Below are 13,949 nucleotides of genomic sequence, written 5' to 3' on the forward strand. Positions count from 1 at the left end.
TTGAGAAGCAATTCAAAAGCAAGACTGAACCGGTAAAGAAAAAAGTAAGAAAGGGCGTATGGCGGATGCCTAGGCTCACAGAGGCGATGAAGGACGTGATAAGCTGCGATAAGCTTCGGGTAGGTGCAAATAACCCTTGATCCGAGGATTTCCGAATGGGACAACCCATACATTTGAAGAATGTATATCTCTACCTAAGGTAGAGAGGCAAACCGAGGGAACTGAAACATCTTAGTACCTCGAGGAAGAGAAAATAAATAATGATTCCCCCAGTAGTGGCGAGCGACCGGGGAAGAGCCCAAACCGTCGTTGTTTCGGCATCGGCGGGGTAGTAGGACCGCGATATTGTATGTGTTTTGTGAGTAGAATGTTCTGGAAAGAACAACCATAGGAGGTGAAAGTCCTGTATACGAAGCGAAACATGGCATAGCGGTATCCTGAGTAGCGCGGAGCACGAGGAATTCTGCGTGAATCAGCCGGGACCATCCGGTAAGGCTAAATACTCCTGTGAGACCGATAGTGAACGAGTACTGTGAAGGAAAGGTGAAAAGCACTCCGATGAGGAGAGTGAAATAGTTCCTGAAACCATACGCCTACAAGCGGTCGGAGCTCAGCAATGAGTGACGGCGTGCCTTTTGCATAATGAACCTACGAGTTACCGTCTCTGGCAAGGTTTAGTATCTCAGATACGTATCCGCAGTGAAAGCGAGCCTGAAATGGGCGTATAGTCAGAGGGGGTAGACGCGAAACCAAGTGATCTACACTTGGCCAGGTTGAAGTTCCGGTAACACGGAATGGAGGACCGAACGGATAAGCGTTGAAAAGCTTCCCGATGAGCCGAGTGTAGGAGTGAAAGGCCAATCAAACTTGGAGATAGCTCGTACTCCCCGAAATGCATTTAGGTGCAGCGTGTATCGATCCGCATGAGAGGTAGAGCGACCGATAGGTCAAGAGGGCTTCACCGCCTATCGAGACCTGACGAACTCCGAATGCTCATGCGCCGCAGATATGCAGTAAGGGGGCGGGTGCTAAGGTCCGTCCCCGAGAGGAGAAGAATCCAGACCGCCAACTAAGGCCCCGAAATTCTGTCTGAGTTAGTCTAACGAAGTCTGGTCCCTATGACAGCTAGGATGTTGGCTTGGAAGCAGCCATTCATTCAAAGAGTGCGTAACAGCTCACTAGTCGAGGGTCCGGGCATGGATAATAATCGGGTATAAGGCAGATGCCGAAGTTGCGGGATAGTAATCATAAAAGTATCGGTAGGGGAGCATTCCATCGGCGCAGAATGCAAAGGATGACCTTTGCTGGAGCTTATGGAAAAGCAAATGTAGGTATAAGTAACGATAAAAGGGGTTAGATTCCCCTTCGCCGCAAGACCAAGGTTTCCCGGGCAATGCCAATCAGCCCGGGGTTAGTCAGGTCCTAAGTCTCAGCCGAACGGCGATGGCGATGGCAGAAACGGTTAATATTCCGTTACTGCCGCATGGAGTGATGTGGAGACGGAGCAGTGACACTACCGCGGAGATACGGAATTCTCCGTTGAAGGGTGTAGGCGCAGATCGAGGCAGGCAAATCCACCTTGAGAGCCGAACCTGATAGTATGGAGTCTTCTTCGGAAGAGTCCAATAGTGTAGGTAATCATACTTCCTAGAAAATCCGCTAAACTTAATCCATGCGGCACCTGTACCGCAAACGGACACACGTGGTCGGGTAGAACATACTAAGGCGTTGAGAGATTCTTGGTTAAGGAACTAGGCAAATTGACCCTGTAACTTCGGGATAAAGGGTCCTCACAGCAATGTGAGGCGCAGAGAATAGGTCCAGGCAACTGTTTAACAAAAACACAGGGCTGTGCAAACTCGAAAGATGAGGTATACAGCCTGACACCTGCCCGGTGCCGGAAGGTTAAGAGGAGAAGTCAGTAGCAATATGAAGCTTTGAATTGAAGCCCCGGTAAACGGCGGCCGTAACTATAACGGTCCTAAGGTAGCGAAATTCCTTGTCGGGTAAGTTCCGACCTGCACGAATGGTGTAATGATCCGGACGCTGTCTCAACCAAGAGCTCAGTGAAATTGTAGTATCGGTGAAGATGCCGATTACCCGCGATGGGACGAAAAGACCCCGTGAACCTTTACTACAGCTTAGCATTGACTTTGGTCATCCGATGTGTAGGATAGGCCGGAGGCTTTGAAGCAGGCACGCCAGTGTTTGTGGAGCCATCCTTGAAATACGGCCCTTTGGCTGTCTGAAGTCTAACGCGCGCAGCGCGGACATTGCTTGGTGGGTAGTTTGACTGGGGTGGTCGCCTCCAAAAGCGTAACGGAGGCTTCCAAAGGTGCCCTCGGACCGATTGGTAACCGGTCTCATAGAGTGTAATGGCATAAGGGCGCTTGACTGGGAGGGAGACATCCCGAGCAGGCAGGAAACTGGGGCATAGTGATCCGGCGGATGTGTATGGAAACTCCGTCGCTCAAAGGATAAAAGGTACTCCGGGGATAACAGGCTGATCCCCCCCAAGAGCTCATATCGACGGGGTGGTTTGGCACCTCGATGTCGGCTCGTCACATCCTGGGGCTGGAGAAGGTCCCAAGGGTTGGGCTGTTCGCCCATTAAAGTGGCACGCGAGCTGGGTTCAGAACGTCGTGAGACAGTTCGGTCTCTATCTATCGTGGGCGCGGGAGTTTTGAGTGGACACGTCACTAGTACGAGAGGACCGTGACGTACAGACCTCCGGTTTACCAGTTGTTCCGCCAGGTGCACTGCTGGGTATCTGAGTCTGGCCGGGATAAGCGCTGAAAGCATCTAAGTGCGAAGCCCTCCGCAAGATTAGAACTCCATTGAGGGCCGTCGAAGACGACGACGTTGATAGGATGCAGGTGTAAAGACGGTGACGTCAAAGCCGAGCATTACTAATTGCCCGAAACTTTTTTCGGTCACGTAACTGACCAACTTATATTTTTAGTTGTATAATGTTTTGCTTGTGTACAAATTGTCAATAACCTTATTCAAGAAATAATCAGGTGGTTATTGTGGTGGGGTCCCACCTCTTCCCATTCCGAACAGAGAAGTTAAGCCCACTTACGCCGATGGTACTGCAATGCAATGCGGGAGAGTAGGTAGCCGCCTCCTTTTAATCTAAAATAAAAATCCGATTCAGTTAATTGAATCGGATTTTTTTGTTTTATTTTCTTGTAAAAATCAGTGTTTTAGGCATCTTAACCCATTTTCTATTTCTTGCAATCTTTATCGTACTTCCCTCAATTTGTTTAAGAGTATAAGTTCCATCGTTGTTTTTAGTTAAAGTTGCTTGAAGATCTTCACTTCCGTAATCGTTTACCATATCTATAGTGGCTGTATTTTTTTTAATGCTTGCAGCTGTAATTAGCCATTTGCGATCATCCTTTGTATCGCCAAAGTAACCACTTGTTTCTCCAAAAATTTGTTGTCGTGGAACGATTATATTATTTTTATAAAAGTCCATGACAATGTATACTTGAAATTCTTTATTCTCAATTCTACCTTTAAAAATTGTGCTATCTTGTTGCGCTGAACTATTTATTGAGAAAAGACTTGTTAAGATAAAAAATAATGTTGTTTTCATTTTTTTTTTATTTAATATAGTTGCAAAGATAAAATATTTAAATCAAGAATTGATAGTGTAAAAAGAAAATATGGAGTTTTAAATTTGGTTTTTATATTTTTTATGTTATCTTTGTGTCAAAAATTAAGTTGATTTATGAGGAAGGACAGTTCTTTTCCAGATTATATATTTGAATCTAGTTGGGAGGTTTGCAATAAGGTAGGTGGTATTTATACCGTCCTTTCAACACGTGCAAAGACACTTCAGGATATGATGAAAGATAAAGTTTTTTTTATTGGACCTGACTGTCGTGAAGATTTATCAACTCCCTTTTTTGTAGAAGATTCGTCTTTATTTTCTGAATGGAAAAAATTTGCAGCGTCAAATAATCTTTTGGTACGAATAGGCAGATGGAATATTCCAGGTTCGCCTATTGCAATATTAGTTAAATTTGATTCTTTTTTTGCCGAGAAAGATCAAATATATGGTAAATTGTGGGAAAATTTTCAGGTTGACAGTCTACATGCTTATGGTGACTATGATGAAGCTTCGATGTTTGCTTACGCTACAGCTAAGGTCACTGAGAGTTTTTTTCATTTTTATCATTTAGAAAAGAGTAAAGTTATCTATCATGGTAATGAGTGGATGACTGGATTAGGTATACTCTATATTCGTAAATATTTGCCAACGGTTGCTACAATATTTACTACTCATGCAACAAGTATTGGTCGTAGTATAGCTGGAAACAATAAACCATTATATGAATATTTTTATAATTATAATGGTGACCAGATGGCAAGAGAACTGAATATGGAAAGTAAGCAATCTATTGAAAAGCAAACAGCACTGTATGTTGATTGTTTTACTACAGTAAGTGATATTACAGCTGCAGAATGTAAGCAACTTTTAGATAAGCCTGTAGATGTCGTATTACCTAATGGATTTGAAAATAATTTTGTACCTAAGGGTAGTGCTTTTACTTCCGCTCGATTGAAAGCTCGTAAAAGACTATTGAAGATTGCAAATGCTTTGACCGGTGATCATTTTGATAAGGATACGATGATTATATCTACGAGTGGACGTTATGAGTTTAGAAACAAGGGTATAGATGTCTTTATCGAGTCTATGAACCGATTACGCCATTCTGTATCGTTAAATCATAAAGTCGTAGCGTTTTTGATGGTGCCAGGTTGGGTTGCAGATGCTCGAGAAGACTTGGTAGAGCGTTTGAGAGCTGATCATGAATTTGATACAGCACTTGATAATCCTCGTATTACTCATAATCTTTATAATTTTAATGAAGATCGCGTGTTGTCTATGATGGATTATCTAGATATGCATAATTGTAAGGACGATCAAGTTAAGGTTATTTTTATTCCAACTTATCTTGTTGGTAATGATGCAATTGTTAATATGCCTTATTATGATGTAATATTGGGTAATGATTTGTGTGTTTATCCGTCTTATTATGAACCATGGGGCTATACACCTTTGGAATCTGTCGCTTTTAAAGTTCCTTGTATTACTACAGATTTGGCAGGTTTTGGTTTGTGGGCTAATAAAGTCAAGGGTACTTATAGTGAGATTGAAGATGGCGCAAAGGTAATACATCGTACTGATTCTAATTATTCAGACGTTGTTGATACGATAAAATGTACTATTGAAAAATATTCGCACATGTCAGCTCAAGAAGTAAAAAAGTGCAGGGAGCATGCTGATAAGCTTTCGAAGAAGGCACTTTGGAGCAAATTTATAGCCTATTATGAAACGGCTTATGATTTTGCTTTGAAAGCTGCTAATAAGAGAAATGAAAATTGATTTTAGAGATATAAATTACTAATAGAACAAATTATGAAAATTAAAGCAGATTATGCTAATGAGCCTCAATGGAAGCAATTGACCATTAAGTCTCGTCTTCCAGAAGAGCTCAAATGCCTTGATGAGATAGCTCACAATATGTGGTGGGCTTGGAATTACGAAGCTCGTAACCTGTTTAAAAGTCTTGATGAACCGCTTTATGAGTCTGTAAGTCATAATCCCGTTTTGCTTTTAGACCGTTTAAGTTATGAACGTAAGGAAGCTATTGTTAAGGATAAAAACTTAATGAAAAAGGTGAAGGAGGTTTATGATAAGTTCCGTAATTATATGAATGTCAAACCGAATTCAAAGCGTCCTTCTGTTGCATACTTTAGTATGGAATATGGTCTTAATCAGGTCTTAAAAATTTATTCGGGTGGCCTTGGTATGTTGGCTGGTGACTATTTGAAAGAGGCTTCTGATAGTAATGTGGACTTATGTGCAGTAGGTTTTCTCTATCGATACGGCTATTTTACACAAACCTTAAATATGGATGGTCAGCAGATTGCAAAGTATGATGCTCAGGATTTTAATTCTCTTCCTATTGAGCGTGTACTTGATAAAGATGGCAATCCTCTCGTAGTAGATGTACCTTATATGAACTATCAGGTGCATGTTTATGTTTGGGCAGTAAATGTTGGCCGAATAAAATTGTATTTACTGGATACTGATAATGAATTAAATTCAGAATATGATAAGCCTATTACACACTCTCTTTATGGTGGTGATTGGGAAAATCGTCTGAAGCAGGAGATACTTCTTGGTATTGGTGGTATTTTAACTTTGAAAAAGTTAGGTATTAGCAAGCAGATTTATCATTGCAATGAGGGGCATGCAGCTCTTTGTAACTTACAGCGTCTTTGCGATTATGTAGAGAGTGGGCTTTCCTTTAATCAGGCGATGGAGTTAGTTCGTGCTTCTTCATTATATACAGTACATACACCAGTTCCTGCAGGGCATGATTATTTTGACGAGCAGTTATTTGGTAAATATATGGGTGGATATCCTCAGAAGTTAGGCATTTCTTGGGATGAATTCATTGGTATGGGCCGTTCAAACCCTGATGATCATGGAGAACGTTTCTGTATGTCAACTTTTGCTTGTAATACTTGTCAGGAAGTTAATGGTGTAAGTAAGTTGCATGGTTGGGTAAGCCAAAAGATGTTTGCTTCTTATTGGAAAGGTTATTTCCCAGAAGAAAACCACGTGGGTTATGTAACTAATGGTGTGCATTTCCCAACTTGGTGTGCAACAGAGTGGCGTAAGCTTTATGATAAGTATTTTGATGAATCTTTCATGAGTGATCAGAGTAACGAGGATATATGGCATGCTATTTATAATGTTCCTGATGATGAAATCTGGAATACTCGTATGATTCTGAAGCAAAAACTAGTGAAATATATTCGAGAAAAGTTTACTCAGGCTTGGTTGAAGAATCAGGGTGATCCTTCTAGAGTAGTCTCTTTGTTAGAGCGTATCAATCCAAATGCCTTGATGATAGGCTTCTGTCGCCGTTTTGCAACTTATAAGCGTGCACACTTGCTCTTTACTGACCTTGATCGTCTTTCTAAGATTGTTAATGATCCTGAGCGCCCTGTATTGTTCTTCTTCTCAGGTAAAGCTCATCCAGCTGATGGTGCAGGTCAAGGCTTGATTAAAAGAATTTTTGAAATTAGTCAGCGTCCTGAATTTTTGGGTAAAATTATTTTCTTGGAAGACTATGATATGCGTTTAGCGCGTCGTTTAGTTTCAGGTGTAGATATTTGGATGAATACGCCAACCCGTCCTTTGGAAGCATCTGGTACATCTGGTGAAAAAGCTGAGATGAATGGTGTTGTAAATCTATCTGTTCTTGACGGATGGTGGGTAGAAGGATATCGTGAAGGTGCTGGTTGGGCTTTACCACAGAAACGTACTTACGAGAATCAGGAATATCAGGATCGTTTGGATGCTGCAACTATTTATAGCTTACTCGAAAATGATATTATCCCAATGTATTATAGTAAGAATGAAAAGGGGTATAGTGAAGACTGGATTAAAGTTGTAAAGAATAGTATTGCTACAATTGCTCCTCATTATACGATGAAGCGACAGTTAGACGATTACTATGATAAGTTCTATATTAAAGAGGCAGCTCGCTTCAAGAAACTTTCAGCTAATGATAATCAGTTGGCTAAGCAAATTGCTTTGTGGAAAGAAACTGTTGCAGAGCGTTGGGATTCTATCCATGTGGTTTCTAAGAATGATGAGGTGCTGACTAATGGAGCAGAAACAGGTGTGAAGTACAAATTACAGTATGTTATCGATGAGCAGGGACTTGACGATGCTGTTGGTTTGGAACTTGTAACGTTAAATAATGAGCATAGTCATTCTGACCATCAGGTTTATTCTGTTGATGAATTTAAGGTAGTAGGCCATGAAGGTAATAATTATACCTTTGAGGTTGAAGTAGAACCGAATGAAGCTGGTACTTTCCGTACGGGAGTAAGAATGTTCCCTAAAAATAAGGAATTACCTCATCGTCAGGATTTCTGCTATGTAAAATGGTTGGATTAATCTTTGTGTAAAATTATAAATAAAAAAGACAGGTCGAATCGTAAAAGAAGCGACCTGTCTTTTAGTTATATCATTACTTATTTATACTAAGTATTGAGAAGAAATGCTCTGATTATCCTCTACACGACGGATAGTTTCAGCAAACATTTCAGCAATAGAAATCTGCTTAACCTTAGAGCAGCGGTTAGTATAAGGGATAGAGTCTGTGAAGATGATTTCTTCCAAAGCAGAGTTCTGAACTCGGTCAGAAGCAGGGCCACTCATTACACAGTGAGATGCAAGAGCACGAACAGTTTTAGCACCTGCTTCCTTCATAATGTCAGCAGCTTTAGTAATTGTACCTGCAGTGTCTACCATATCATCGACAATGACAACATTCTTGTCTTTGACATCACCAATAATCTGCATGCTGGCAACTACATTTGCACGAGCACGTGTCTTATTGCAGAGTACAAGTGGGCATCCGAGATACTTAGCATAGGTATTGGCACGCTTAGAACCACCAACGTCAGGAGATGCTATAACCAAATCTTTCAATTTCAGGGATTGAACATAAGGGAGCAATACACCAGAAGCATACAAATGGTCGACTGGTACATCAAAGAATCCCTGGATTTGATCAGCATGGAGATCCATTGTAATCAATCGGTCAATACCAGCAACACTCAGAAGATCGGCAACAAGTTTAGCGCCGATGCTAACTCTTGGTTTGTCCTTACGATCTTGACGAGCCCAACCGAAATAAGGAATTACTGCAATGATATGACGCGCAGAAGCTCGTTTTGCGGCATCAATCATCAAGAGTAGTTCCATCAAATTGTCTGAATTAGGGAATGTACTCTGTACCAAGAATACGTCGCGTCCACGAATAGATTCTTCGTATGATACGGCAAATTCACCATCAGAAAACTTGGTTACGACCAAATTACCTAAAGGGCAATTTAGGCTCTGACAAATTTTTTCTGCAAGGTATCTCGAGTTTGTACCTGAGAATACCAAAAATTTAGAGTTTTGTTCACTCATTACCTTAGCGTTTATATTTATTAAAGTGTGATATTCTAGCCTATTGCTTTTCTTATTTTGTTGAAATGTGAAATAAGTTCTTTAAAATCAGTTTCGCTATGGATATTAAATTTATTCCACAAATCACCGCAAATAACAACTCCTCCAAATCCTAACTCTTTAGCAAAGCGAATATTCTCAAGGGTCATACCGCCACAGGCGTAAACTTTTTTGTCTATAAGCCCTTTATTCGCAGCATACTCTAGTTGGTTCAACGTAAAAGAAGCCTTTTGTTGAGGAGCCTCAATTCCGTCGAAAATATTTTTTAGAAAAACATAATTAGTTTTTTTCTTAAGCTCCTTGAGTTGCTCAATATCTGTACACGTTCTGCTAAATGTACCTTTATATCCACTAGGCAAACTCTCTGTCATTGTATCCAAATGGATTCCTGCCAGATTATATTCCTGTTTCAAATAAAAATGGTTGTGAACGGTAATCTTCTTATAGAAGTCTTCAGATAGTAAAGATAGCAGGCGCTCTGAATACATTGGTTCAGCATTTGGCTTGTACAAATGTAAGTTATCCATTCCCTCTTCAAAGAGCGTGGCAAGTATTTTGTCTTCTTCCACAAAGAATGTGGATTTAGTCATTATTACTAGCTTCATCGTCTGTTAATCTTTTCGAGTGCAAAAGTATAAAAAATCTCAGAAATGAGCAATATTATCCATGATAAAAAGCTATCTTTGCACGATAAAATTAATTTTGGTCAAATTATGAAAGTCAATTTGGACACGTTTCAACAGATAAATAAACCGGTTTATGTATTAGAAGAACAGAGACTTCGTAACAATTTATCTTTGATTTCAGAGGTAGCACGAACTGGTGGAATTGATATTATTCTTGCTTTTAAAGCTTATGCTTTGTGGAAAACTTTTCCTATTTTTCGTGAATATATTCGTGCAACAACTGCGAGTTCTTTAAGTGAAGCAAAATTAGCTCTTTTGGAATTTGGCAGTAAGGCTCATACGTTTTCTCCTGCTTATACAGATTATGAAATTGACGAAATAGCGCATTGCTCAAGTCATTTAACTTTTAATTCTTTGAGTCAGTATCAGAGATATCATCAGAGAGTAAGACAAGCCAATAGTGAAATAAGTTTGGGTATACGAATTAACCCTGAATATTCTGAAATAGAAACGGATTTATATAATCCTTGTGCACCGGGTACTCGTTTTGGTGTGTCGGCTGATAAATTACCAGAAATATTGCCTGAGGATATTGAGGGCTTTCATTGTCATTGTCATTGTGAAAATGGTTCTGATGTTTTTCAGAGAACATTAACTCATATCGAAGATAAGTTTGCTAAATGGTTTCCTCAAATTAAGTGGATAAATTTTGGTGGCGGACATCTTATGACTCGTAAAGATTATGATATACCTTTGCTTATTCAAATTTTAACCGATTTCAAAAAAAAATATCCTAATCTTCATGTGATTTTGGAACCTGGTAGTGCTTTTGGTTGGCAAACAGGCTCTTTGGTTTCTCAAGTTGTTGATGTCGTAGAAGATAAGGGGATAAAAACAGCAATATTAAATGTAAGTTTTACCTGTCATATGCCAGATTGTTTGGAGATGCCTTATTGGCCATCTGTAAGAAATGCCAAAGTTATAGAAGGAAGATATGATAAGTCTATACCTTATTTATACAGACTTGGTGGCAATTCCTGTTTGAGTGGAGATTTTATGGAAAGTTGGCAATTTGATCATGAACTTCAAATCGGTGAAAATATTATTTTTGAAGATATGCTTCATTATACGACAGTGAAAACAAATATGTTTAATGGTATTACACATCCTTCAATTGGTATTGTTCATCTTAATGGAGAACTTGAAATCTTGAAGGATTTCGGTTATGAAGATTATCGTGATAGAATGGATTAATTACCTAAATAAAGCTCTGCTTGATATCAAGTGGAGCTTTATTTTGGAAATAATTTTAAGATAATAGACGAAATTACTGTATAAAAAAAATATCTATTTTTGAAAAAAAACGATTGAAAAGTTTGCTGGTTAAAAAATAATGGTTATCTTTGCAACCGCATTGAGAGAAGTGCTTCTATTTTTATAGAATTTATGCGGAAATAGCTCAGTTGGTAGAGCACAACCTTGCCAAGGTTGGGGTCGCGAGTTCGAGTCTCGTTTTCCGCTCATTTATTGGATAAGACATGAAAGATTTTTCTTTCACGAAAAGGCCCAGGTGGCGGAATTGGTAGACGCGCACGTTTCAGGTGCGTGTGTTTTTCAACGTGCAGGTTCGAGTCCTGTTCTGGGCACTTTTTGTTAATTACTTCAATGGAGAGGTGGCGGAATTGGTAGACGCGCTACTTTGAGGGGGTAGTGTTAATTGTGACGTGGGAGTTCGAGTCTCCTCCTCTTCACTAGTAATATGTTTTATCGTTTTTCTTGCGGAAATAGCTCAGTTGGTAGAGCACAACCTTGCCAAGGTTGGGGTCGCGAGTTCGAGTCTCGTTTTCCGCTCTGTTTTCCTTATATCTTTTTCATTTTTCTTGTTTTAAGGAAAATTTTTTTACTCATTATCTGATTTAAAATGAATTTATATTTAAGATACTTTGATAAAGAGATATTGGTTAGTAGCGTTGATGATGCTATAGGTTTCTTACGTTCTATTTCTGAAATAGCTCTTGATGAGGAAACTGAAGCAGATATTCGGGAATATGCTGCTAGTGATGTCTTTTTCCCTAAAAGATATAAGGTTCGTCCTCGTGTATATTTTATAGTAATAAAGACAACTGCTGCTAATATGCAGGATTTTAAAGAGAAAAAAGCTATACGACCTGCAGCAGTATCAAATGAGCATAAAGAAATGAACAATACAGTAGTAACAAAGTTAACAGAAGAAGTTCCGGGGTGGTATGAAGGAGCTTTGGATTTTAAACGTGTAGTAATGATACCGGCTACAGGTAAGCATGAATATAGAGATACTCATTTCGTTGCTGATGTAAAGGCTGTATCAGGGCAGGATTGTTATAATCGTATTGTAGAGTATCTTCGTGATCACGTAGATAGTCGTAGTCAGTTTCCTTCTGCAAAAGGAAAAAATTTCCATTTCAAGTATCTTGGAATGTGGAAGTAATTGTATGAGGTTTTTGCAAATCTGATAAGAGATGAATAAAGTAATGCTTATAGGTAATGTCGGTAAAGATCCTGATGTACATTACTATGATGCAGATCAGGCAGTTGCACAATTGCCTTTGGCTACAACCGAAAGGGGATATACTCTTCAAAATGGTACTGTAGTTCCTGATCATACAGACTGGCATAATCTTGTTTTTTATAGTGGTTTGGCTAAAATAGTAGAGAAATATGTCCGTAAGGGCGAAAAGCTTTATATTGAGGGCCGAATACGATATCGCAACTATAGTGACCAGCAGGGAAGAAGGCATAATGTAACAGAAATTATTGTTTCTAACATGGAAATGCTTTCTGGTCATTCAGAATCTTCAGCTGCTCAGAAGCAAACGACATCCGAAACAAAAGCATCTGAGGGGGATCAAATGAAAGATGATACCGCTAAAAAATTACCATTTTAATGTTATTCAGAAAACTTGGATACAGATATATTTATACAATTTAGTAATTTCGTAGAATTTCGACCAATTACTTTTGAAATTATAGTAGCAGCTATCTTAGCTGCTATGTTACTTTTATGCTCTGCTTATGCCAGTGGCTCAGAAATTGCTTTTTTTAGTCTTTCTCCCAATGATATAGAAGAACTTGAAGAAAGTAAATTGCCTGCTGATAATAAAGTTTGTCAGTTAAGAGAAAATTCTGAGCGTACGTTGGCAACGATATTGATAGCTAATAACTTTATTAATGTTACTATTGTGATGTTGAGTAATTATATATTCAATTCGATAGTGATATTTAAAGTAGAGTGGCTAGAAATATTGTGTATTACCATTTTACTCACTTTTCTATTGCTTCTTTTTGGAGAAATAATGCCTAAAGTGTATTGTCGTCAAAATTCCTTGAAGTTTTGTCGTTTTGCTGCAGGAGGTATTTTAATTCTTCAACGAATTTTTTGGCCACTCGAAACAGTATTGCTTCGTAGCGGTGTAATCGCAGAAAAAGCTGTTCCCAAAGAGAATAGACAGTTAAGTGTAGATGATCTTGAACAGGCTTTGGAGTTAACTGATAAGAATGATATTAAAGATGAGCAAAGTATGTTACAGGGTATCATTCGGTTTGGTGATGAGACTGCAAAGGAGATTATGACTCCTCGTCAAGACATGGTCGATTTGGATATCAAGTGTTCTTACGCTGAAGTATTGAAAAGTATCGTAGAGAATAATTATAGTCGTATTCCAATATATCAGGATAATGATGATCAAATAAGAGGTGTTCTCTATATAAAAGATTTGTTGCCTCACATTAATAAACCTGCTAATTTTAGATGGCAGAGTTTAATTCGTCCACCATATTTTGTACCGGAAACCAAAAAAATTGATGATTTGCTTCGAGATTTTCAAGAAAATAAGGTGCACATTGCTATCGTGGTAGATGAATTTGGTGGAACAAGCGGGCTTGTTACATTAGAGGATATATTGGAGGAGATAGTTGGTGAAATCAACGATGAGTATGATGAGGAAGAAAAGTTTTACATAAAGCTTAATTATAATACCTATGTCTTTGAAGGTAAAACGTTATTGACCGATTTTTGCAAGATATTGCAAATAGATGATGATGAGTTTGCAGAAGTAGAGGGCGATGCTGATTCTTTAGCTGGACTTTTACTTGAGTTGAAAGGTGATTTTTTAAGTTTGCACGAACGTATAGATTTCAAAAATTATTCCTTCGAAGTTATGGAAGTTGATGAACGCAGAATCAGTAAGGTAAAAGTTGTTATTCATCGTAATTTGTAGTTCTTTATTCGT

9 protein-coding genes, 4 tRNA genes and 2 rRNA genes are annotated in these 13,949 nt (G+C 38.9%); 12 read left to right on the plus strand and 3 right to left on the minus strand.

The genetic code is table 11. From position 1 onward, the window contains the following. Nucleotides 1-38: 38 nt before the first annotated feature. A 23S ribosomal RNA gene (locus tag L6471_RS06910) occupies nt 39-2,932 on the plus strand. Between the two features lie 84 nt (nt 2,933-3,016). Continuing rightward, nucleotides 3,017-3,129, plus strand: a 5S ribosomal RNA gene (rrf, locus tag L6471_RS06915). A 52-nt stretch (nt 3,130-3,181) separates the two neighbouring features. On the opposite strand, the gene L6471_RS06920 is transcribed toward rrf, so the two are convergent. Further along, nucleotides 3,182-3,601 (minus strand): hypothetical protein, encoded by a 420-nt coding sequence (locus L6471_RS06920; protein ID WP_027453377.1) that lies wholly within the window; start codon nt 3,599-3,601, stop codon nt 3,182-3,184. A gap of 135 nt (nt 3,602-3,736) precedes the next feature. Between L6471_RS06920 and L6471_RS06925 the strand changes: the two genes are divergently transcribed. Beyond that, nucleotides 3,737-5,398 (plus strand): glycogen/starch synthase, encoded by a 1,662-nt coding sequence (locus tag L6471_RS06925; protein WP_237797617.1) that lies wholly within the window; start codon nt 3,737-3,739, stop codon nt 5,396-5,398. 33 nt (nt 5,399-5,431) lie between these two features. After that, on the plus strand, nt 5,432-7,993 hold the full coding sequence (gene glgP, locus L6471_RS06930) for an alpha-glucan family phosphorylase (RefSeq protein WP_094448997.1): 2,562 nt from the start codon (nt 5,432-5,434) through the stop codon (nt 7,991-7,993). Between the two features lie 81 nt (nt 7,994-8,074). Here the strand turns inward: glgP and L6471_RS06935 are convergent, their stop codons facing one another. Next, on the minus strand, nt 8,075-9,016 hold the full coding sequence (locus L6471_RS06935; protein ID WP_027453380.1) for a ribose-phosphate pyrophosphokinase: 942 nt from the start codon (nt 9,014-9,016) through the stop codon (nt 8,075-8,077). A 35-nt stretch (nt 9,017-9,051) separates the two neighbouring features. Next, nucleotides 9,052-9,660 (minus strand): beta/alpha barrel domain-containing protein, encoded by a 609-nt coding sequence (locus L6471_RS06940; RefSeq protein ID WP_027453381.1) that lies wholly within the window; start codon nt 9,658-9,660, stop codon nt 9,052-9,054. Nucleotides 9,661-9,768: 108 nt separating this feature from the next. Here L6471_RS06940 and nspC point away from each other — a divergent pair, with 108 nt between their 5' ends. From nspC to gldE, 8 genes are all read left to right on the plus strand, one after another. Beyond that, complete coding sequence (gene nspC / locus L6471_RS06945) at nt 9,769-10,935, plus strand: carboxynorspermidine decarboxylase (RefSeq protein ID WP_027453382.1); 1,167 nt, start codon at nt 9,769-9,771, stop codon at nt 10,933-10,935. Nucleotides 10,936-11,129: 194 nt separating this feature from the next. Continuing rightward, a tRNA-Gly gene (locus L6471_RS06950) sits at nt 11,130-11,202 on the plus strand. Nucleotides 11,203-11,245: 43 nt separating this feature from the next. Then, nucleotides 11,246-11,327 (plus strand) — tRNA-Leu (locus L6471_RS06955). A gap of 21 nt (nt 11,328-11,348) precedes the next feature. Next, a tRNA-Leu gene (locus L6471_RS06960) sits at nt 11,349-11,432 on the plus strand. Nucleotides 11,433-11,459: 27 nt separating this feature from the next. Beyond that, nucleotides 11,460-11,532 (plus strand) — tRNA-Gly (locus L6471_RS06965). Between the two features lie 70 nt (nt 11,533-11,602). Next, complete coding sequence (locus tag L6471_RS06970) at nt 11,603-12,148, plus strand: hypothetical protein (protein ID WP_074548423.1); 546 nt, start codon at nt 11,603-11,605, stop codon at nt 12,146-12,148. Nucleotides 12,149-12,179: 31 nt separating this feature from the next. Beyond that, nucleotides 12,180-12,605, plus strand: a complete 426-nt coding sequence (locus L6471_RS06975) for a single-stranded DNA-binding protein (protein ID WP_006282470.1) — start codon at nt 12,180-12,182, stop codon at nt 12,603-12,605. A gap of 15 nt (nt 12,606-12,620) precedes the next feature. Further along, nucleotides 12,621-13,937: a gliding motility-associated protein GldE gene (gene gldE, locus L6471_RS06980; protein WP_006282469.1), complete on the plus strand. Its 1,317-nt coding sequence runs from the start codon at nt 12,621-12,623 to the stop codon at nt 13,935-13,937. The last annotated feature ends 12 nt before the right edge of the window (nt 13,938-13,949 follow it).

This window comes from Segatella bryantii (genome assembly GCF_022024215.1).
In the GTDB taxonomy this organism is placed as follows: Bacteria; Bacteroidota; Bacteroidia; order Bacteroidales; family Bacteroidaceae; genus Prevotella; species Prevotella bryantii.